This window comes from Novosphingobium sp. NPDC080210, from assembly GCF_050281025.1.
Classification (GTDB): Bacteria; Pseudomonadota; Alphaproteobacteria; order Sphingomonadales; family Sphingomonadaceae; genus Novosphingobium.
Genome location: NZ_JBNNWL010000006.1, coordinates 14,571 through 35,600, shown reverse-complemented (window position 1 = coordinate 35,600; position 21,030 = coordinate 14,571). Strand labels below are relative to the sequence as shown.

Genomic DNA, 21,030 nt, shown 5'->3' with positions numbered 1-21,030 from the left:
GGCAGGGATTAAACGGATGAACTCGTCCGTTCCATCCATAGGAAAGGCACAGACCCTGGCAGACCCCTTCGCAGACGGTATCCTTGCACTCTTGCCGCGACTGCGCCGGTTCGCCGCCGGGTTGGCGCGCGGGTCCGGCGAAGCTGACGACCTGTGCCAGATTACAATCGAGCGCGCCCTGCGCAACCGCGACAAGTGGCAGGCAGGAACACGGCTCGACAGCTGGATGTACCGGATGATGCGCAATATCTGGATTGATGAGGTTCGCGCCGGCAACCGCCGGAGCGAAACCTTCGTGGACGAGGAAGCCGGCCTGACCGTCGGCGCCTCGGGCGGGCAGGAGGAACGCGCGGCGCTGGGCGATGTGGACCGCGCGCTGGCGCTTTTGCCCGATGAACAGCGCGAGGCGGTGCTACTCGTGATGGTCGAGGGCTGGTCCTACAAGGAAGCGGCCGAAATCGCTGGCTGTCCGGTCGGCACGCTCAATTCGCGGCTAGTTCGTGGGCGCGATGCGCTTCTGGTCCTGCTGGGAGAAACGGCATGATCCCGACACCGGAACAGATCGCCGCCTATGCCGATGGCCAGCTTGACGATGTCGAGCGGGCGGACGTCGAAGCAGCGATTGCCGCCGACCCCGCGCTGGCCCGCCAAGTGGCCGCGCATCGCGCCTTGCGCCAGAAGCTCGACGCGCATTTCGCGCCGATCGGACAGGCCCCCGTGCCGGACCATCTCGCGGCACTGTTCAGGCCCCAGCCGGCAGCAGTGATCGATCTCGATGCCAAGCGGGCGCAACGCCGCACCCTTCCGCGCTGGACCTGGTTTGCTGGACCGGCCCTTGCGGCATCGCTGGCTCTCGTCGTCACCTTGACGACGCACAATGACCCACTGCCGGGCTATGCGGACGAGCAACTGGCAAGCGCGCTCGACAGCCAGCTCGTGGCCGAGCGACCAGCGGACGCTCCGACAAGGGTCCTGCTGAGCTTCCGCGATGCAGCGGGGTCATACTGCCGCGCTTTTGCCAGCCATTCGGGCACCGGAATTGCCTGCCGCGACAAAACCGGCTGGAAATTGCGCGCTGGCGCTGTAGGCGCGCCGCGAAGCGAGAGCGAATATCGTCAGGCCGGCAGCGAAGCCGAGATCATGCAGGCTGCACAGAACCTCGCGGTGGGCTCTGCGCTTGATGACGAGGCCGAGCGGGCGGCCCGCAATGATGGATGGCGCCCGACCAGATAACATGGTCGCGGCGACATGACGTCTGCAGCCCTATGGCTTCAATTGGAGCTGTAGCCCCGTAATCCTTCTGTCGTCAGGTGGCGTCAGCGGCTAGGGCGTTTTCCGTTCGAGCTGACGCGAATGGCAAGCGACGATCAAACGCCGCGTGGACTTGGTCGCATTTTCCAATCCAGAATGATCCCAAAATGCCCTAAACCCGACATTAACCCCACCGTGTCACAGTGCTCAGGTAAAAGCTTGTTATACGAGAAGGCGTCGCCAGCCTACTAAGCCTGACGGTCGACATTGTAATGATTGAAAATCAGAATTTTCGTCCTGCAGTGGCCATCGGGCCGCTTGGAGAGCCACTGACGCTGGATTCCCTGCCGCCGGCCGATACACGGCGCTGGGTCGTCCGGCGCAAGGCCGAAGTGGTCGCGGCCGTCAACGGCGGCTTGCTAACCGTCGATGAGGCCTGCGAACATTATAATCTCACCCTTGAAGAGTTTGCCGCTTGGCAGCGCGCCGTCGACCGCTCGGGCATGCCCGGACTTCGCATCACGAGGCTGCAATACTACCGCGAACTATAAGAGCGTCAGCAAAAATATTGACTGGCAATAGCGACCCCCGACTTGATCAAGTTGGCAGAGGCTGTCACCTCAGCGCATACACTACAACGAAGCACGATCGCATAGCGCCATCGGGAACAAACCGCCGATGTCACTCATATGCTGGCGTCAGCGGCACATGTCCCGCTCGGATGCCGGGACGCTGGACAAATTGCCCGCAACAGAGGCAGCTCATTAAGGCTCAACTCCGCCGCGCGAGAAAGGCAAAAGGGGCGCAATCATTCGCCAATCCGCGTCGCGATTTAGCGCAAGCGCTGTGATAGGGTGGTGCCACATGCACCGCTTTTGAGGATTTACCCGTCCTAGCTACAACAGAAAAAGTGCGGCCAGCGTCAGTTGCTTTTTATCGTGAACCCGATAAGTTCGCGACTGCCCAATGGAGCAATTCATGGGCAATGATCGCGCCGGTGCCTCGAAAGGGGCTTAATCGGGAATGCAGTGCGGGAGGTTGTCTCCCAAATCTGCGGCTGTCCCTGCAACTGTAAGCGGATAGTGCGATACACTTCGCCTCCTTGAAGAGGCAGCCACTGGGCCGGACGCTAAATCCTGCGAGGTCTGGGAAGGCGTGTATCAAACAATGACCCGCAAGCCAGGAGACCTGCCGGCGCTCGGTCGCTCTTGCCTGGTCCAGGGGATGGCTAAGGCACGGTGAACTCCGTCTGAGCGACGAACGAGCGGCTGGGGCCGTATTGGAACGCATGCTGCGCCATTGGCGTTGGGCCGGCGCGCGTCCCGACCGTTCGTGAACGGCAAGCCCCCGCCCGTCGCAAGACGCCGGAGACTTTGTTGTGATCAGAACCGTTCTTTCCAAATGCGCGTTCGCCGCGCTTCTCGTAGCCACCCTTGCCCATGCCGAAACCGCCGATGCAACGGCGAATACCGATGCGCGCGAGGAACGCTCCGCCAGCGATATTGTCGTTTTCGGTCATAGCGAAGTGACGATCGGCACGGCCCATGCAGCCAGCGAAGGCAGCGTGACCGGTGCCGACCTGCTGGCGCGGCCCCGCTTGCGTGTGGCCGAATTCCTCGAAGCGGTTCCGGGCATGGTCGCAGCCCAGCATTCGGGCAGCGGCAAGGCAAACCAGTATTTCCTGCGCGGTTTCAATCTCGATCACGGGTCCGATTTCACCACTTATATCGATGGCGTGCAGATGAACTTTCGCACGCACGGCCACGGGCAGGGCTATCTGGATCTTAACGGGCTGATTCCGGAGATCGTGGCGCGGGAGGATTTCCGCAAAGGCCCCTATCGCGCGGATGGCGGCGATCTCGCCCTGGCTGGCGCTGCCTATATGGGCACTGTGGACCGTTACGACCGGCCCTGGGCCTTGCTTGAGGGCGGAAGCTTTGGCTGGAGACGACTGGCCGCCGGTGGAACGCACAGCGCGCCCGGCGGCGGCGACTTGACGCTTGCCGGCCAGATCCGCACCTATGACGGCCCCTGGCAGGAGCCTGAACGGCTGCGCCATTACGCCGGCTTTGCCAAATACCGCGCGCCGGCAGCGGCAGGCGCCATCGAAGCATCGCTCCACGCCTACCGCGCGACCTGGCATCCGACCGAGCAAATTCCCGAGCGCATCGTCGGCACGGCCCTGTGCGCCGATGCGTTCTGTTCTCCCGAACCTTCGGCGCGGGGCGAAACCTTGCGCCTGATCGGCAATATCCTGGTCAAGCAGCCGACATGGCACGCCAATGCCTATGCCCAGTTCTACGACTGGAGCATGTTCTCCAATCCGACCTACGCCAATCCGGATGGCACCAGCGCGCAGATCCGGCAATTCGACCGTCGCTGGGTGACCGGGCTGACCGCGAAGAAGCAATGGGACATGGGGCCCGCCCTGACCGGATCGGTCGGGATGGAGCACCGCTATGACGCCATCGGCAATGTGGGCGTCGATCACACGAGCAACCGGGCCTTTCTCGCCTCGCTGGGGCATTACCGCGTCAAGGAACTGTCCCTTGCGCTTTACGGCGAGGCTATCTGGAAGCCTGTGCCCGGCCTGCGCATGACGGCCGGCCTGCGGGGCGATTATTACGCCTATTTCGTGCGCGCGCGCGATGCCGTCGCGGGCGCGCTAGGCCAGGGCAAGGGGTCAGCCACCCTTCTTTCGCCCAAGGCATCGATTTCCTATGAAATCAGGCCGCACCTGGAAGTCTACGCCAATTTGGGGCGCGGCTTTCATTCGAACGATGTCCGGGGCGCGGTCAATGTCGATACGCCGGTCCCCGTGCTCGTGCGCGGCACCGGCAAGGAACTGGGCGCGCGCATGCAAAGGGCCGGCGCGACCCTGACGGCCACCTATTGGTGGCTGGATGTCGACAGCGAACTGCGCTTCATCGGGGATTCCAACGCGGTCGAGCCATCAGGGGCCAGCAAGCGCCACGGTTATGAAGTGGTCGTCTCGTGGCAACCGCTCCCATGGCTCGTTCTGGATGGGAGCTACACCGCCAGCCATGCGCGCTATGACAATGGCGATCGCATCCCCAATGCCTTTGAAAGCGCGGCTTCTGCGGGCGCATCGCTGGTTAGCGGGCCCTGGTCGACCAGCCTTCGGCTGCGCCATCTCGGGCCATCGCCCCTGGTCGAGGACAACAGCGTCAGGGACCGGGGCAGCACGATCGCCAATGGCAGGGCCGCATGGAAAGGCCAGCGGATCGAGATCTACGCAGAAGTGCTCAACCTCTTCGACAGCCGGGACAAGGACATCGCCTATTTCTACGAATCCTACATCCCGGCCCACGACCTGGCCGGCCCTGTCGAAGGACGGCTGAGCCGCGTGGTGGAACCCCGCACCACGCGAATAGGGGCCAAGGTGACCTTCTAGCCGCAAGCCGCCCGCACCGCGCGACACCGGATTTGTCGCCCCCGCTCTCCTGCCGTCCCTTTCGTTACAGAGAAAATCATGCCTCTTCTCGCACGCATTTCATCCTTGTCGCTGCGCCGTCGGATCGGCCTGCTCTTCACGGCCCTGATCGCGGCGAACATCGCCGTCTGGATCTGGGCGTTCAGCCTGTTCCACGCACAACCCCTGATGCTGGGCACCGCCGTGCTCGCCTGGGGCCTTGGGCTTCGCCACGCGGTCGATGCCGATCATATCGCGGCCATAGACAATGTGACCCGCAAGCTTATGCAGGAGGGCCAGCGCCCCATCGGCGTCGGCTTCTGGTTTGCAATCGGCCATTCCGGGATCATCGCCATCGCCTCCATTGCCATCGCGCTGACGACCAACGCCCTGTCCAAATTCGATGCGTTCAAGGACGTGGGCGGCATGATCGCCACCACGGTTTCCGCCCTGTTCCTGTTCACCATCGCGGGCATGAACCTTGTCGTTCTGCGTTCGGTCTGGAAAACTTTCGTCCATGTGCGCGCGGGCGGGCGTTATGTGGAAGACGACTTGAACCTGCTGTCGGGATCGCGCGGCCCGCTGTCGCGGCTGTTCGGGCCGATGTTCCGGCTGGTCGGCAAGAGCTGGCACATGGCTCCGCTGGGGTTTCTGTTCGGGCTGGGCTTCGATACGGCAACCGAAGTGGCCATTCTGGGCATGTCCGCCAGCCAGGCCGCCAACGGGCTTTCGATCGGCACGATCCTGGTCCTCCCAGCCCTGTTTGCAGCAGGCATGGCCCTTGTCGATACGGCAGACGGCGTCATCATGCTCGGGGCTTACGAATGGGCTTTCGTGAAGCCGATCCGCAAACTCTATTACAACATCACCATCACCCTGATTTCGGCGCTGGTGGCGATCATCATCGGCGGGATCGAGACCCTGGCCCTGATTGGCGACAAGCTGGGCCTGACGGGCTGGCCGTGGAGCGTGGCCGCTGAACTGGGGGACAATTTCAACAATCTCGGCTTCGGCATCATCGCCCTGTTCATCGTGTGCTGGGTCGCTAGCCTCGCGATCTATCGCTGGCAGCGGCTCGATGAAATCGAGGTCACGCCCGCGGGCTGATGGAAAGGGATTGGCTCGGCTGCCATTCCGATCTAAGGCCGCTGCCGAAGATAGGGCCTGCCCGTCTTCAATGATCACGCCGGTGTCCGGAAACGGACTTAATCGGGAATGCGGTGCGGGAGCTTGTCTCCCAAATCCGCGGCTGTCCCTGCAACTGTAAGCGGATAGCGCGATGCGAACGCCCCCGACAAAGGGGCAGCCACTGGATACGCAGGACATGCGAAATCTGGGAAGGCCTTGCATCAAGCTTTGACCCGCGAGCCAGGAGACCTGCCGGCGTACCGGTCGCTCTTGCCCAGGCCCAGGGATTGGTCTTGGCACGGTAACTCTTCCGTCTGAGCGGCGAAGCTGTGTGGCTGGGGCTGCACGGTCGCGTGGTTTCGGGCGTTTGCTGCGCCCGCCCGTCATCACGCGCCGACCGGACCTTTCCGGCAAGCCCCGCCCTGTGTCGCCCCGGCGCGCGGGAAGAAGTGCATGACCGACCTGTCCAAGGTTCCCGTTACCATCGTGACCGGCTTTCTGGGCGCCGGAAAGACGACGCTCATCAGCCATCTGATCCGCAACACGGCAGGGCGCAGGCTGGCCGTGGTGGTCAATGAATTCGGCACTCTGGGCATCGATGGCGACATTCTCCAGTCCTGCGCCATTCCAGATTGCCCGGCGGAAAACATCGTCGAACTGGCCAATGGCTGCATCTGCTGCACCGTGGCGGACGATTTCATTCCCACGGTCGAAAAGCTGCTGACGCTTGATCCGCGCCCCGATCATATCCTGATCGAAACATCGGGCCTTGCCCTGCCCAAGCCGCTGCTCAAGGCTTTTGACTGGCCCGCCATCCGCAGCCGGATCACGGTCGATGGCGTGCTGGCGCTGGCCGATGCGGAAGCGGTGGCCGCCGGGCGATTTGCGCCCGATGTCGCCGCGCTGGATGCCCAGCGCGCCGCCGATCCCGGCATCGATCACGAAACGCCCTTGTCCGAAGTGTTCGAGGACCAGCTGGCCTGTGCCGACATGGTCCTGCTGACCAAGACCGACCTTGCCGGCCCCGAAGGGGTGGCCGCCGCCCGCGCGGTGATTGCCGCCGAGGCCCCCCGTCCCGTCCCGGTGATCGAAATTGCAGAAGGCGCGATCGATCCGCGCGTGATCCTTGGCCTTGGCGCCGCGGCGGAGGACGATATCCATGCGCGTCCGTCCCACCATGATGACGAGGACGAGCATGAGCACGACGATTTCGACAGCACCGTCGTGACGCTGGGCGAAATCGCCGATCCCGCCGAACTGGTGGGCAGAATCGAAACGCTGGCCCGCGATCACCAGATCCTGCGGGTCAAGGGCTATGCCGCTGTTGCCGGAAAGCCGATGCGCTTGCTGGTCCAGGCGGTCGGCGGACGGGTACGACACCAATACGACCGGCCCTGGCGAAGCGACGAGCCGCGCCAGACCACGCTGGTCGCCATCGCCGAGCGCGAGCATGTGGATGACGGGGTCATCCGGGCTGTGCTTGCAGGCTGAACCGGACGATGCACGTCATCTTCCGCGAAACGCACGGGATGGAAGAAACCGCCATCCCGCAGGATCTGGGGCAGGAGCCTGCGGATCTTGTCGTCCTGTCCTTTTCGGACAGCGACCTTGGCGCGTTCGCGGCGGCATGGCATGATGCCACGAAGGCCAATCCGGATTTCCCTTCGCTGCGGCTGGCCAATCTCGCGGCCCTGATGCACCCCTTGTCTGTCGACACCTATGTCGAACGCACGCTGGAAGGCGCCAGGGCCATTCTCATCCGCCTGATCGGCGGCACGCCGTACTGGAGCTACGGGCTGCAGCAGGTGGAGGCGCTGGCCCGCAGGCGCGGCATCGCCCTTGCCGTTCTGCCCGGCGATGGCCGCCCGGACGAAAGGCTGGATGCCGTATCGACGGTGCCGGACCCTGTCCGGCGCAGGCTTGGCCGGCTTTGCGATTCCGGCGGGATGGAAGCGGCCCGTTCGGCGCTGGCCATTCTCGCACAGGCAGCCGGGCTTGCCACCATCCCCGCACAGGATAGCACCCCCTTGCCCATGGCCGGGTGCTGGCACCCGGACAGAGGCGTATGCGATCCGCTGGCAATGGCACGCGACAAGGCAAGGCCTCTGGTGCTGATCGTCTTCTACCGGTCCTATCTTGCCGCGCACGATCTGGCCCCGTTCATCGCGCTGCACGCCGCGCTGGAAGCGCAAGGCTTCGACAGCCTGTCGCTGTTCGTCACCTCGTTGAAGGAACCTCAGGCGCGCGCCAGGGTGGATGGCTGGGTAAGAGACCTCGCGCCCGCCGCGATCATCAACGCCACTGCCTTCTCGGCCCGTGACGAACAGGGCGCGACGCCGCTCGATGGAGCCGGCGTGCCGGTGTTCCAGCTGGCGCTGGCCACCGCATCGCGCGATGCGTGGTGCGCCGCGTCACGGGGATTGTCGCCCGCAGACCTTGCCATGCACGTGGTGCTTCCCGAAATCGATGGCCGCGTCTTTGCCGGCGTCGCCAGCTTCAAGGAAGCTGCCGCGTACGATCCCGCGCTGGGCCTTGCCCGAAACACGCACCGCGCCGACGCCGACCGGATCAGGGCCATTGTCGCACGGGTGGCTGGGTGGATTGCGCTGGGCCACACACCGCCAGAACAACGGCGTGTGGCCCTCATCCTTTCCACCTATCCCGGGAAGGCCCATCAGCTGGCCCATGCGGTAGGGCTGGATGCGCTGGCTTCGGCAGACGCGATCCTTGCCGATCTGGCCCAGGAAGGCCATGCCACCGGCACGGTTCCTGATCTGGCCGCCGCCCTTCAACACGATCATCTGCAATGGCCGGTTGCCGCCTATCGGGAAGCGTTACGAGGCCTGCCTGCTGCCTTGCGCGATGCGCTGGCCGAAAATTGGGGCGAGCCGGAGCAGGATCCCGCAGTGGCGGACGGGGCGTTCCACTTTGCCGCCCTTGCCATCGGCCGTGCGCTTGTGGCGCTTCAGCCCGAACGCGGCGAAGCGGCCATGCGGGATGGCGACTATCACGATCTCTCCCGCTGCCCGCGTCACGCTTACGTTGCGTTTTATCTATGGTTGCAGGCGCAGGGCATCGATGCCCTGATCCATGTGGGCGCACATGGCACGCTGGAATGGCTGCCGGGCAAGGCTGTGGCCTTGTCTGACGCCTGCTGGCCGGAGGCGCTGAGCGCGGGCCTTCCGATCATTTATCCCTTTATCGTCAACGACCCCGGCGAAGCCGCGCAAGCCAAGCGCCGGATTGGCGCTGTGACCATCGGCCATGCCCCGCCGCCCCTCTCGCCATCCGCCGAGGGGGCCGGCCTTGCCCGGATCGAGGCACTGCTAGACGAATTTTCCAACGCGGGCGGTCTTGATCCGGCCCGCCGGGACCGCTTGCAGGCCGAAATCCGCGAGGAAGCGCAAGCGATGGGCCTTGAAGCGGAACTGGGCCTTGATGCAGCCACCACCTTGGTTGAGGCGATCACCCGGATCGACCGGTTCGTGTGCGATGTAAAGGAAAGCCAGTTCGGCGATGGCCTGCACGTCTTCGGCCGGGGCGAGCATGGAGAGGCTGAGCGCCGTGGCCTGCTCGCCGCGCTTGACGGGCGGCGCGTTCCGCCCGGCCCGTCCGGTTCCCCCTATCGCGGACGCACAGATGTCCTGCCGACCGGCCGCAATCTCTTCACGATCGATCCGCGCGCGGTGCCCTCCCGTTCGGCCCATGCGCAAGGCGTGGTGCTGGCCGAAGAGCTGATCCGGCGCCATTTGCAGGACCATGGCGATTACCCGCGCGGCTTGATGGTGGACCTTTGGGGTTCGGCCACGATGCGCACGGCGGGCGAAGAATTTGCCATGGCCTTGCATCTGCTGGGCTCAAAACCGGTATGGGACATGGCGTCCGATCGGGTGACTGGGGTCGAAATCCTGCCCATCGCCCTGCTGGACCGACCGCGTATCGACGTGACCCTGCGCGTCTCCGGCCTGTTCCGCGACGCCTTCCCCACCCTGCCCGTCCTTTTCGGGCAAGCCGTGCGCGCCCTATGCGACAGGGACGAGCCTGCGGAATGGAACCCGTTTGCCGGGCAAGACGCCGGACCGCGCGTTTATGGCCCGCAACCGGGCCGCTATGGCTTGGGGTTGGGCGCGGCCGCCGATGTCTATGACAAAGAGAGCCGGCTCGCAGGCGGCGAGGCATGGCTGGCCGCATCCGATCATGCCTTTGACGGGGCAGGCGAACAGGGAACAGGCGGGCGGGCTGACCCGGACGGCTTGCGCCAGCGGGTGGCGAGCGCCGATGCCTTTGTCCATCTTCAGGATCTGGCTGAAACCGATCTGTTGCTGGCCGCCGATTATGCCGCGCACGAGGCCGGTTTTGCCGCAGCGCAAGCCGTCACCGGGGGCAAGGCCGCGCTGTATCACCTCGACAGCCGCAATCCCCAAAATCCTGTGGCCCGCCCGCTGACCGAAGAGATCGCCCGCGTGGTCCGCGCCCGCGCCGCGCATCCGGGCTGGATTGCCGGCATGATGCGCCATGGATTTCGCGGGGGGGCAGAACTGGCGGCAACCCTCGATCATCTTGGCGCCTTCGCGCATCTTTCAGGCAGCGTTCCGCCGCAATTGTTCGATCTCTATCACGACGCAACACTGGGCCAGAGCGACGTCCGCGCCTTTCTGGAACGCGAAAATCCCGCCGCGCTCGCCGCGATGGAAGCGCGCTTTGCCGCGCTCTTAGCCGCCGGCCTTTGGCAAACGCGACGCAATTCGATCCTCGCCAGCCTGCCTCTTGCGCCCGAAGCCGCGCACAGCCCGGAGAACGGCTTATGAGCGCGTTCCTCGTCAAGGGCTGGTGCCCCGATGCATGGCGTCCGATGGCCACGGGCGACGGGCTGCTGGTCCGCATCAAGCCCCGCCTTGCGCATCTCGGTCGCCAGCAGGTTCTGGCGCTGTGCGATCTTGCCGAAACGTATGGCAATGGGATCATCGACGTATCGCGCCGCGCCAATTTCCAGATCCGCGGCGTGACCGAACAGGGCTGGTCCAGCCTTGTCAGCGAACTGGTTGAGCACGGGCTGGTGGACAGCAACGCGACGCTTGAAAAAAGGCGCAATGTGCTGATGGCGCCGGATTGGGCCGAAGGCGATGACACGCACCGCATCGCGATAGACCTTTTCGCCCGCCTTGATCGCCTGCCCGAACTGCCGGGCAAGATCGGTTTCGTGATCGATGCCGGCAAGGCTCCATGCCTGCTGGGAGAGGCTGGCGATTTCCGGATCGAGCGGTGCGCGGACAACGGATTGATCCTGCGCGCAGCGGGCCATGCCAGCGGCATCGGCGTGGCACTTGGCGAGGAGGCGGACAGGCTTGTCGCCCTTGCCCATTGGTTCATGGAAAGCGGCGGCGCGGCAGCCGGCCGCATGGCCCGCCATGGCGCGGATTTGCCCGATTGGGCCTGCGGATCGACGCCCCCGGCGGCGGCCTCTGCCCCCATTGCGCCCGGCCCGGTGCCGCGTGGCATGGCTTATGGCGTTGCGTTCGGGCAGATCGAGGCACGGCTGCTTTCGGCTGCGGTGTGCGCCTGCGGAGCCGAAAGCCTGAGAATCACGCCGTGGCGCGTGCTGGTGATGGATGGCGCGCCGCCCTCTGCCCTGCCCGGCCTCATTTGCGATCCTGTCGATCCGCTGCTGCGCGCCGAAGCCTGCCCCGGCGCGCCGTTCTGCCCGCAAGCAAGCGTTGCCACCCGCGATCTGGCGCAGCGTCTCGCCCCTGCCATAACCGGGCGCCTGCATGTTTCGGGCTGCGCCAAGGGATGCGCCGCTTCGCAAGCCGCCGATGTCACCCTGACGGGCCGCGCCGGTCGGTTCGATCTTTCACGCCATGCTCACCCCGGCGCCCCTGCCGATCTGGCCGGTCTCGAACCCGGCGCCGTTCTTGCTCATTTTGGAGTCGCCTGATGCCCCACCTCTATGAAACCGATGGTGCGGCGATTTACCGCCAATCCTTCGCCATGATCCGCGCCGAAGCGGATCTTGCGCGGTTTTCCGCCGAAGAGGAGCCCGTCGCGGTTCGCATGATCCATGCCGCCGGCATGGTCGATCTGGCCCCGCATATCCGTTTCTCGCCTGCCTTTGCCGCAACGGCGCGGGCCGCGCTGGCCGCAGGTGCGCCCATCCTGTGCGATGCGCGCATGGTATCCGAAGGGATCACCCGCGCGCGCCTGCCGGCGGACAACGCGGTGCTGTGCACCTTGCACGATCCCAAGGTCCCCGAAATGGCGAAGGCCATGAGCAACACCCGCTCTGCCGCCGCCTTGGAATTGTGGCGGCCCCATCTTGCAGGCTCGGTGGTGGCCATCGGCAATGCGCCGACGGCGCTGTTCCACCTGCTCAACATGTTGGAAGACCCCGATTGCCCCCGCCCGGCCGCCATCATCGGATGCCCGGTGGGATTTGTAGGAGCCGTTGAATCCAAGCAGGCCCTTTGGGCGGCGCAGGCGGCGCCTTGCTGCATCGTTTCGGGCCGCCTTGGCGGCAGCGCCATTACCGTGGCGGCCGTCAACGCGCTGGCGAGCCGCCCGGAATGAGCGGGCCTGTGATAACCGGGACGATCCACGGCGTCGGGCTTGGCCCCGGCGCGCCCGACCTGCTCAGCGTGCGCGCTGACCGGCTGGTGCGCACCACGCGCCATATCGCCTATTTCCGTAAGGCCGGTCGCCCCGGCCAAGCCCGCCGCATCGCGGAAGGTATGTTGCGGGCCGATGCGATCGAGTTTCCCATGGAATACCCGGTAACGACCGAGATTCCGGTCTCCGATCCACGCTACAACGCCTGCCTTTCCGCCTTCTATGCGCAATGCACCGAAAAACTGGCCGCCCTTGCCCGCAGCGGCGAGGATGTTATTGTCCTGTGCGAGGGCGATCCCTTCTTTTACGGCTCCTTCATGCATCTTCACTCACGCCTTTCAGGCGTCGTACCGGTGCATGTCGTACCCGGCATCACCGGCATGGCGGGCGCATGGAACGCAACCGGCATGCCCATCACTTGGGGCGATGACGTGCTGACCGTTGCCATGGCCACCCTGCCCGAAGAGGAACTGGTGCGCCGCATCCGCGATACCGATGCGCTGGTGGTGATGAAGATCGGGCGCAACTTGCCCAAGCTGCGCCGCGCCGTGGCCGCCGCCGGGCGCGAAGAGGCCGCATGGCTGGTCGAACATGCCGCCATGCCGAACCAGAAGGTCACCCCGCTGACCGAGGCCGAGAGCGTTACGCCCTATTTCTCGATCCTCCTGATCCACGGACAGGGACGGCGGCCATGAACGCGACAGGCTGGCTGGCCATTGCCGGGCTTGGACCGGGCAATGAGGCGCTCATTACCCCAGAAGTCAGCGCCGCGCTGGCCGAGGCGAGCGATGTCATCGGCTATATACCCTATGTCGCGCGCATTGCCCCGCGTGAAGGGCTGGTGCTGCACCCTTCGGACAATCGGGTGGAGCTGGACCGGGCGACGCTGGCGCTGGATCTGGCCGCCAGGGGCCACAAGGTCGTGGTCGTCTCTTCCGGCGATCCAGGCGTCTTTGCCATGGCCGCCGCCGTCTTCGAAGCGCTGGAGGCAGGAAATCCCGCATGGCGTGATCTCGACATCCGGGTCTTGCCGGGCATTACCGCCATGCTGGCGGCCAGCGCGCGGGCCGGTGCTCCGCTTGGCCATGATTTCTGCGCGATCAACCTGTCCGACAATCTGAAGCCGTGGCCCTTGATCGAAAAGCGCTTGCGGCTGGCGGCCGAAGCGGATTTCGCGATGGCCTTCTACAATCCGCGTTCGAAATCCCGCCCCGAAGGCTTTGCCCGCGCGCTGGCCGTGCTGAAGGAAGCCTGTGGTGACGCTCGCCCCGTGCTGTTCGCCCGGGCCGTTTCCACCCCGGAGGAAGAGCTGCGCATCGTCCCGCTGGACAAGGCCGAACCGGAGATGGCCGATATGCGCACGATGGTGATTGTCGGATCAAGCCGGACCCGGATCATCGAACGGCAAAACGGCCCTCTGCTTTACACCCCGCGCTCCGCCCCCGGAACGCTGCCGTGATCCAGCCAGGCCAACACATCTTCCGGCCGGTGGACCTCAAGCCGTGCGGGCATCGCGGGCCGGTCGATCATCAGGACCGGCAGGCCAAGCTGCCGGGCCGCGATCAGCTTGGCTTCGGCGCCCTTGCCGCCCGCGTTCTTGCTCACCACCAGATCGATGCCGTGCTCCTGCATCAGGGCACGGTCCCCTTCGACAGAAAACGGTCCGCGATCCACGACCAGGCTGTAATGCGGCAAGCGCGGCGGCGTATGCGGCGCATCCACGAAGCGCAGCAGGTAGTGGTGTTGCGGCTGCGCGGCAAAGGCATCGACATGCATCCGGCCCAGCGCCAGCAGGATGCGGCGCGGCGCACCTGCAAGCGCGGCGGCGCTGGCCTCGATGCTGCTGGCATGGGTCCAGCGGTCATCGGCGGTCGGCTGCCATGCCGGACGGGTCAGCGCGAGGAGTGGAACGCCCGCCTGATGCGCGGCGGCAGCGGCATGAGCGCTCATCTTAGCGGCAAAGGGATGCGTGGCATCCACCAGATGCGTCACGCGATGTTCGCGCAGATAATCCACAAGCCCCGCCACGCCGCCAAAACCGCCAATTTGGACGGGCACCGGCTGGGCGCGCGGATTTTCGGTACGCCCGGCATAGCTGAGCGTGGCCGCAATGCCGCCTTGGGCCAGCAAACTGGCCAACGCGCTCGCTTCGGTGGTGCCACCCAGCAAAAGGACATGTCGCATGGCTAATCCTGTTTCCATGGCGTGGTTGACGATCATCGGCATCGGCGAAGATGGCATGGACGGCCTGCCATCTGTGAGCCGGGCGGCGTTGGCGCAGGCCGATCTGGTCATGGGAGCGCCCCGCCATCTTGCGCTGCTGCCCCCGCTTACGTGCCGGACGGTCGAATGGCCAGTGCCTTTCGCCGATGGCATTCCCCGCCTGCTGGAGCATCGCGGCCAGCGCGTGGTGATGCTCGCATCGGGTGATCCTTTCTGGTTTGGCGCGGCGAGCAGCGTGATCCCCCATCTCGAACCGGGCGAATGGATCGTCCATCCCGCGCCCTCCACTTTCGCCCTTGCCGCTGCCCGGCTGGGCTGGGCGCTTCAGGACACGAACTGCCTTGGCTTGCACGCTGCGCCCCTCCAGCGGCTGCGCCCGCACCTCGTGCCGAGGCGCCGGCTGATCGTGCTGCTGCGCGATGGGGGCGCCGTACAGGCCCTGGCGCATTATCTGGCCGAGCGTGGTTTCGGGGCATCGGCCCTCCACGTTCTGGAAGCCCTTGGCGGGCCGCGCGAACGGTTGCGCCATGCCTCGGCCAGCGATCTGGCCTTTGACGATATCGCGCATCCCGTTGCCGTCGGGATTACCGTTGCAGGTGCAGGTGAGGCCATACCCGCAGCATCGGGCCTTCCCGATGATCTTTTCGCCTCCGATGGGCAGATCACCAAGCGGCCGATCCGGGCGCTGAGCCTGTCCGCATTGGCGCCGCGCGCCGGCGAATTGCTGTGGGACATCGGCGCCGGTTCTGGCTCTATCGGCATTGAATGGCTGCTGGCCCATCCCGCCAACAGGGCCGTTGCGCTGGAGGCCGATCCCGTAAGGGCGGCGCGCGCACGGGACAACGCGCTCGCCCTGGGCGTAGAGCGGCTCGACGTGCAGCAAGGGCGCGCGCCCGAAAGCCTGCCGAATGGCCCCGTTCCCGATGCGGTGTTCATCGGCGGAGGCCTGTCGGAAGGTTTGCTGGATGCGCTCTGGCGCCGCCTGCCTGGCGGAACAAGGCTGGTCGCCAATGCCGTAACGCTGGAATCGGAAGCCCTGCTGGCCCGCTGGCATGGCGTAAAAGGCGGCAGCCTCCTGCGCATCGAACTGGCCGATGCCGCGCCGCTCGCCAGCCGCCATGGATGGAAATCACGCTATCCTGTCGTGCAATGGAGCGTGGCTCTATGATCGTCGCCGGTTTCGGATTTCGTACAGGGACCAGCCTGGGCTCGCTGCGCGCGGCGCTGATGCTGGCGCAGGAAGGCCTGCCGCCCGTCACCCATCTTGCCACCGCGCATGACAAGACCACCGCCCTCCTTCCGCTTGCAGAAGCCCTGCGCCTTGCGATCACCGGAGTTGACGCCGACACCATGGCCGCCACCCCCACGCCCACCCGCTCCGCCGCCAGCCACACGGCACGCGGCACCGGCAGCGTCGCTGAAGCCACAGCCCTTGCCGCCGCCGGGCCGGGCGCGCACCTGTTGCGCAGCCGCCAGATTTCCCCCGATCGCATGGCCACATGCGCCATTGCCCAAGGATCAAACCCATGACCGTGCATTTCATCGGCGCCGGCCCCGGCGCACCCGACCTCCTGACCTTGCGTGGCAGAGACCTGATCGCCGCAAGCCCGGTCTGCCTGTATGCCGGATCGCTGATCCCGGCGGCGGTGCTGGAACACTGTCCGCAAGGCGCGCGCATCGTCAACACAGCGCCCATGGCGCTGGATGACATCATGGCCGAAATCGCCGCCGCTCATGCCGCCGGGCAGGATGTGGCGCGGCTGCATTCCGGCGATCTTTCGGTCTGGTCGGCCATGGGCGAGCAGCTTCGCCGCTTGCGGGCGATGGACATCCCCTTCACCGTCACCCCCGGCGTTCCGGCCTTTGCAGCAGCGGCAGCGGCACTCGAAGCGGAACTCACCCTGCCCGAACTTGGCCAGTCGCTTGTGCTGACCCGCACGCCGGGCCGGGCCAGCACCATGCCGCCTTCCGAAAGCCTGACGAATTTCGCCGTTACCGGGGCAACGCTGGCCATTCACCTTTCGATCCACAATCTCGCGCGCGTTGTGGCAGACCTTGTTCCTGCCTATGGCGAAGATTGCCCCGTGGCCGTGGTCTGGCGGGCAAGTTGGCCGGACCAGCGCGTTGTGCGCGCCACGCTGGCTAGCGTGGAACAGGCCGTGGCCGGCACCATGGAACGCACCGCCCTGATCCTTGTCGGGCGCGTGCTCGCCGCCGAAGGCTTTGCCGAAAGCAGCCTTTACGCGCAGGGTTATGATCGCCGATTCCGCCCGCAAGATGCCACATCCCGCTTCAGCGGGGTGACGGAGTGAGCATTCCCGGCCTGATGATTGCCGCCCCCGCATCGGGGACAGGCAAGACCACAATGATGCTGGGCTTGTTGCGGGCCTTCGCGCAGGATGGGCTGAAAGTGCAGCCGTTCAAGAGCGGTCCGGACTATATCGATCCGGCCTTTCACCGCGCCGCGTGCGGGCGCGCCTCGTTCAACCTCGATAGCTGGGCAATGGACGAAGCGCTGATCGACGCCATCGCCATGCAGGCCGGCGGCGCGGACCTGATCCTTGCCGAAGGGTCCATGGGCCTGTTCGATGGCGTGGCCGGACGGGGCGCGCTGGGCAATGGCGCCAGCGCCGATCTGGCACGGCGCATGGGCTGGCCGGTCGTGCTTGTGCTGGATGCATCCGGCCAGGCGCAATCCGCCGCCGCCACCGCGCTGGGCTTCAAGACCTTGGACCCTGCCCTGCCCTTTGCCGGCGTCATCCTGAACCGCGTGGCCAGCCCTCGCCACGAGGCTCTCCTGCGCAAAGGGCTGGAAGCGGTCGACATCCCCGTGCTGGGCGCCTTGCCCCGCCGTGGAGATCTGGTCCTGCCCGAACGCCATCTCGGCCTCGTACAAGCGATGGAGCATCCCGATCTCGAACGCGCGGTGACGGATTACGCAACGTTCCTGCGCGCCCACGCCGATCTCGATGCCATCCGCGCCTGTGCACAAAGCAAGCCCATACCGAACGGCACACGCATCGCCCCCCTGCCCGCCCCGCCCGCGCAACGCATAGCCATTGCACGCGATGCCGCGTTTTCCTTCCTTTATCCGCATCTTCTGGAAGGCTGGCAGCAGGCAGGCGCGCAGATCCTGCCGTTTTCGCCGCTGGCCAACGAAGCGCCCGCGCCGGATGCCGATCTTGTCTGGCTGCCCGGCGGCTATCCCGAACTGCACGCCGGCACGATTGCAGCAGCACATACATTCCTTGCAGGCCTGCAACGCCATGCGGAAACGCGGCCCATCCACGGCGAATGCGGCGGGTACATGGTGCTGGGCGAAGCGCTGGTCGACAAGGCAGGAGAACACCACCGCATGGCGGGCCTTCTGGGGCTCGTCACCAGCCATGCCCAGCGCAAGATGCATCTCGGCTATCGGCTCGCAGAGTTGCTGGCGCCGCTTGCAGGCATCCCGGCCGGAGCCCGCCTGCGCGGCCATGAATTCCACTATTCAACCATCGTGGAGCAGCGCGACGATCCCCTCGCCCATGTCACGGATGCCAATGGCGATGCCGTGGCCGAGACCGGATCGCGGCGCGGCCATGTCACGGGAACCTTCTTTCACATGATCGCCCCCTTCCATCCCGCAGGTGCGGCATGACAGGCTTTGTCTCCTTTGTCGGCGCTGGCCCCGGTGACCCGGAACTGCTCACGGTGAAGGCCATCCGGCGGATCGAACAGGCCGATGCCATCCTGTTCGACGACCTGGCAAGCCGGGTGGCAACAGACAGCGCGCGCGAAGGCGTGAAGCTGGTGCCTGTCGGCAAGCGCGCAGGCCGCCCTTCGCCCAGCCAGGCGGAAGTCAACCGGGTTCTGGTGGAACATGCCCTGGCCGGGATGCGCGTCGTCCGCCTCAAATCCGGCGATGCGGGCATATTCGGCCGGCTTGAGGAAGAAATCGAAGCCTTGCAGAAAGCAGGCATCGGGTTCGAGATCATACCCGGCGTCAGCGCGGCCAGCGCGGCGGCAGCGGCGGCCGGAATACCCCTGACCCGGCGCGAACAGGCCCGGCGATTGCAGTTCGTGACCGGCCACGGAAAGACGGGGCAATTGCCCGAAGACCTCAACATGGCCGCTCTTGCCGATCCAGGGGCCACAACGGTCGTCTATATGGCCAAGCGGACCTTTCCCGTTCTTGCCGAACAGTTGGTGGCCGCAGGGATGTCCGCCGATACGCCCGCAATCCTTGCCGAAAATGTCAGCCATGCCGATCAGCGCATCACCCGCTCCAGCCTCGCAGAGCTTGCCACAAGCCTGGCGAACGGGGCTTCGTCTGCGCCTGCCATCATCCTTTATGGCGCATTGCTGGAGGGCGCATGATCCAGCTTGACCTCATCGGCATCGGCACGGGCAATCCCGATCACCTGACCGCCCAGGCCGCACACACCATGAATGCGGCGGACCTTATCCTGCTGCCACGCAAGGGCAGCGCCAAGTCCGACCTTGTCGACTTGCGCCGCACGATTTGCGCGCACGTGCTGACGCGCCCGGTCAGGATCGTCGAATTCGACATGCCTGTCCGCGATGCGCAAGGCGACTATACCTCTGCCGTGCATGATTGGCACGACGCCATTGCCGCCATCTGGCAGGAACAGATCGAACACCACCTGCCGGACGGTGGTCGGTTGGCCTTGCTAGTCTGGGGCGACCCTTCGCTTTACGACAGCACCTTGCGCATTGCCGAACGGCTGCGGACCGCCGGAATGGACATGACCGTAAATGTCGTGGCCGGCATCACCAGCATACAGGCGCTGACGGCTGCGCATGCCATACCGCTCAACCCACTGGCCGGTCCCGTCACGATCACCACCGGGCGGGCCTTGCGGACACAGAGCTGGCCACAGGGCGCCGATACGATCGTGGTCATGCTGGATGCCGGTTGCGCCTTCGAGGTGCTGGAGCCGGAAGGCATCACGATCTGGTGGGGCGCTTATCTGGGCATGCCGCACCAGGCGCTGGAGCATGGGCCGCTGGCAGAGGCCGCGCCCCGCATTGCCGCGCGCCGCGCCGAACTGCGCGCGCGCCACGGCTGGATCATGGACGTTTATCTGATGCGAAAGGAACAGGCCGATGGAAACCGCTGATACGCCCGATACGGCCAACGATGCCCGCCATGCGGAAAAGATGCGCAAGAAGCAGGCCGCGCGCGACAGCATCATGGCCAGCAAGACCCGCGAAAAAGGCCTGTTGATCGTCCACACCGGCAAGGGCAAGGGCAAGACCAGCGCCGCGCTGGGCATGGTGGTGCGGGCCATTGGCCACGGCATGAAAGTGGGCGTGGTCCAGTTCGTGAAAGGGGCCATGGCCACGGGCGAAAAGGCCGTGTTCGATGCCTTTCCCGACAATGTCGAATTCAAGCCGATGGGCGAAGGGTTCACCTGGAACACGCAGGACCGCAGCCGCGACATCGCCACCGCGCGCGTGGCATGGGAAGAAGTCAAGCGCATGATCGCGGACCCGGCCTATCACATGGTGCTGGCCGACGAGCTGAACATCGTGCTGCGCTATGATTACCTGCCGCTGGACGAAGTGCTTGAAGTGCTCGCCGCCAAGCCGGAAATGAAGCATGTCATCGTCACCGGCCGCAACGCCCCCGATGCGCTGATGGAGGCGGCGGATCTTGTCACCGAGATGACCATGATCAAGCACCCATTCCGTTCCGGCGTGAAGGCCCAGGCGGGGATCGAGTTTTGAACGAGGGCCAACCCCTGTTCGACGCGGATTTCGAGCAGCGCTTCGAAACGCTACTGCGCTGGCGGCGCGATGTGCGCCATTTCGCGCCGCGCCCGATTGCCGAACAGGACATGGCCCATATTCTGGCGCAGGCCGCGCTTTCCCCCTCTGTCGGCAATTCCCAGCCCTGGCGTTTCGTGCGGCTGCGTTCGCCCGGTATCCGCGAGGCACTGGCCCGCCATGTGGACGAACAGAACGCCCGCGCGGCACAGCGCTATGCCGGGCAGGAGCGCGAGGGCGAATACCTCACGCTCAAGCTGCATGGCATCGCCGAAGCGCCCGAAATTCTCGCTGTATTCTGCGACGAACAGACCCCAACGGGCCACGGCCTCGGCATTGCCACCATGCCCGAAATGCTCCGCTATTCCTGCGTCACGGCGATCCATACGCTGTGGCTGGCGGCCCGCATCAGGGGCATCGGGATCGGCTGGGTTTCGATCCTCGATCCCGAAGCGGTCACCGCCATGCTCGATGTGCCGGCGCATTGGTCGCTGATCGCGCTGCTGTGCATCGGCTATCCCGACGCAGATTCCTACACCCCCGAACTTGAACGGCGCGGCTGGCAAGCCCGCGAACCGCTGGCCGAGCGCCTGTTCGAAAGATGACCCTTTGCCAAAGGA

At 65.4% G+C, this 21,030-nt stretch carries 20 protein-coding genes and 2 riboswitches; of the genes, 19 read left to right on the top strand and 1 reads right to left on the bottom strand.

Going from position 1 to position 21,030, the window contains the following annotated elements; translation table 11 throughout:
• The first annotated feature begins 16 nt into the window (after positions 1–16).
• The 11 genes from ACQKOE_RS14435 to cobJ all read left to right on the top strand — a co-directional run bounded on the left by ACQKOE_RS14435 (position 17) and on the right by cobJ (position 13,874).
• The gene (locus ACQKOE_RS14435) at positions 17–544 is read left to right on the top strand and encodes an RNA polymerase sigma factor (protein WP_427513418.1); all 528 of its coding nucleotides are present in this window, start codon (positions 17–19) and stop codon (positions 542–544) included.
• Positions 541–1,233, top strand: coding sequence for an anti-sigma factor (locus tag ACQKOE_RS14430; protein ID WP_427513417.1), 693 nt, complete (start codon positions 541–543; stop codon positions 1,231–1,233). Before ACQKOE_RS14435 ends, ACQKOE_RS14430 begins: the two co-directional genes overlap by 4 nt.
• A gap of 290 nt (positions 1,234–1,523) precedes the next feature.
• Positions 1,524–1,802 (top strand): DUF1153 domain-containing protein, encoded by a 279-nt coding sequence (locus ACQKOE_RS14425; RefSeq protein ID WP_427513416.1) that lies wholly within the window; start codon positions 1,524–1,526, stop codon positions 1,800–1,802.
• A gap of 427 nt (positions 1,803–2,229) precedes the next feature.
• Positions 2,230–2,461: riboswitch (cobalamin riboswitch) on the top strand.
• Between the two features lie 168 nt (positions 2,462–2,629).
• Positions 2,630–4,666 (top strand): TonB-dependent receptor, encoded by a 2,037-nt coding sequence (locus ACQKOE_RS14420; RefSeq protein ID WP_427513415.1) that lies wholly within the window; start codon positions 2,630–2,632, stop codon positions 4,664–4,666.
• Positions 4,667–4,744: 78 nt separating this feature from the next.
• Entirely contained in the window at positions 4,745–5,791 is a 1,047-nt protein-coding gene (locus tag ACQKOE_RS14415) for a HoxN/HupN/NixA family nickel/cobalt transporter (protein WP_427513414.1), read from the top strand.
• 63 nt (positions 5,792–5,854) lie between these two features.
• Positions 5,855–6,083: riboswitch (cobalamin riboswitch) on the top strand.
• A 182-nt stretch (positions 6,084–6,265) separates the two neighbouring features.
• Positions 6,266–7,303 carry a cobalamin biosynthesis protein CobW gene (gene cobW / locus ACQKOE_RS14410; RefSeq protein ID WP_427513413.1) on the top strand — a complete coding sequence of 346 codons (1,038 nt, stop codon included), beginning with the start codon at positions 6,266–6,268 and terminating at the stop codon, positions 7,301–7,303.
• Positions 7,304–7,311: 8 nt separating this feature from the next.
• Complete coding sequence (gene cobN, locus ACQKOE_RS14405) at positions 7,312–10,620, top strand: cobaltochelatase subunit CobN (RefSeq protein WP_427513412.1); 3,309 nt, start codon at positions 7,312–7,314, stop codon at positions 10,618–10,620.
• A complete protein-coding gene (locus ACQKOE_RS14400) occupies positions 10,617–11,747 on the top strand; it encodes a cobalamin biosynthesis protein CobG (RefSeq protein ID WP_427513411.1) in 1,131 nt (376 codons plus the stop codon). The genes cobN and ACQKOE_RS14400 overlap by 4 nt, the downstream gene beginning before the upstream one ends.
• Positions 11,747–12,376, top strand: a complete 630-nt coding sequence (locus ACQKOE_RS14395) for a precorrin-8X methylmutase (RefSeq protein ID WP_427513410.1) — start codon at positions 11,747–11,749, stop codon at positions 12,374–12,376. Before ACQKOE_RS14400 ends, ACQKOE_RS14395 begins: the two co-directional genes overlap by 1 nt.
• Positions 12,373–13,110, top strand: a complete 738-nt coding sequence (cobI, locus tag ACQKOE_RS14390) for a precorrin-2 C(20)-methyltransferase (protein ID WP_427513409.1) — start codon at positions 12,373–12,375, stop codon at positions 13,108–13,110. The genes ACQKOE_RS14395 and cobI overlap by 4 nt, the downstream gene beginning before the upstream one ends.
• Positions 13,107–13,874: a precorrin-3B C(17)-methyltransferase gene (cobJ, locus tag ACQKOE_RS14385; RefSeq protein ID WP_427513408.1), complete on the top strand. Its 768-nt coding sequence runs from the start codon at positions 13,107–13,109 to the stop codon at positions 13,872–13,874. The genes cobI and cobJ overlap by 4 nt, the downstream gene beginning before the upstream one ends.
• Here the strand turns inward: cobJ and ACQKOE_RS14380 are convergent.
• Positions 13,838–14,599 carry a cobalt-precorrin-6A reductase gene (locus ACQKOE_RS14380; protein WP_427513407.1) on the bottom strand — a complete coding sequence of 254 codons (762 nt, stop codon included), beginning with the start codon at positions 14,597–14,599 and terminating at the stop codon, positions 13,838–13,840. The two genes, cobJ and ACQKOE_RS14380, sit on opposite strands and share 37 nt — an antisense overlap.
• On the opposite strand from ACQKOE_RS14380, the gene cbiE reads away from it, so the two are divergent.
• The 8 genes from cbiE to bluB are packed head-to-tail and all read left to right on the top strand — an operon-like array spanning position 14,598 to position 21,015.
• Positions 14,598–15,806 (top strand): precorrin-6y C5,15-methyltransferase (decarboxylating) subunit CbiE, encoded by a 1,209-nt coding sequence (cbiE, locus tag ACQKOE_RS14375; protein WP_427513406.1) that lies wholly within the window; start codon positions 14,598–14,600, stop codon positions 15,804–15,806. The genes ACQKOE_RS14380 and cbiE overlap by 2 nt on opposite strands.
• A complete protein-coding gene (locus ACQKOE_RS14370) occupies positions 15,803–16,168 on the top strand; it encodes a cobalamin biosynthesis protein (protein ID WP_427513405.1) in 366 nt (121 codons plus the stop codon). Before cbiE ends, ACQKOE_RS14370 begins: the two co-directional genes overlap by 4 nt.
• Positions 16,165–16,950, top strand: coding sequence for a precorrin-4 C(11)-methyltransferase (gene cobM / locus ACQKOE_RS14365; protein WP_427513404.1), 786 nt, complete (start codon positions 16,165–16,167; stop codon positions 16,948–16,950). Before ACQKOE_RS14370 ends, cobM begins: the two co-directional genes overlap by 4 nt.
• A complete protein-coding gene (locus tag ACQKOE_RS14360) occupies positions 16,947–18,278 on the top strand; it encodes a cobyrinate a,c-diamide synthase (protein WP_427513403.1) in 1,332 nt (443 codons plus the stop codon). Before cobM ends, ACQKOE_RS14360 begins: the two co-directional genes overlap by 4 nt.
• Positions 18,275–18,997 (top strand): uroporphyrinogen-III C-methyltransferase, encoded by a 723-nt coding sequence (gene cobA, locus ACQKOE_RS14355; RefSeq protein ID WP_427513402.1) that lies wholly within the window; start codon positions 18,275–18,277, stop codon positions 18,995–18,997. Before ACQKOE_RS14360 ends, cobA begins: the two co-directional genes overlap by 4 nt.
• Positions 18,994–19,761, top strand: a complete 768-nt coding sequence (gene cobF / locus ACQKOE_RS14350; RefSeq protein WP_427513401.1) for a precorrin-6A synthase (deacetylating) — start codon at positions 18,994–18,996, stop codon at positions 19,759–19,761. Before cobA ends, cobF begins: the two co-directional genes overlap by 4 nt.
• Positions 19,748–20,371 (top strand): cob(I)yrinic acid a,c-diamide adenosyltransferase, encoded by a 624-nt coding sequence (gene cobO, locus ACQKOE_RS14345; protein ID WP_427513400.1) that lies wholly within the window; start codon positions 19,748–19,750, stop codon positions 20,369–20,371. The genes cobF and cobO overlap by 14 nt, the downstream gene beginning before the upstream one ends.
• Positions 20,368–21,015: a 5,6-dimethylbenzimidazole synthase gene (gene bluB / locus ACQKOE_RS14340; RefSeq protein WP_427513399.1), complete on the top strand. Its 648-nt coding sequence runs from the start codon at positions 20,368–20,370 to the stop codon at positions 21,013–21,015. Before cobO ends, bluB begins: the two co-directional genes overlap by 4 nt.
• Positions 21,016–21,030: the final 15 nt, after the last annotated feature.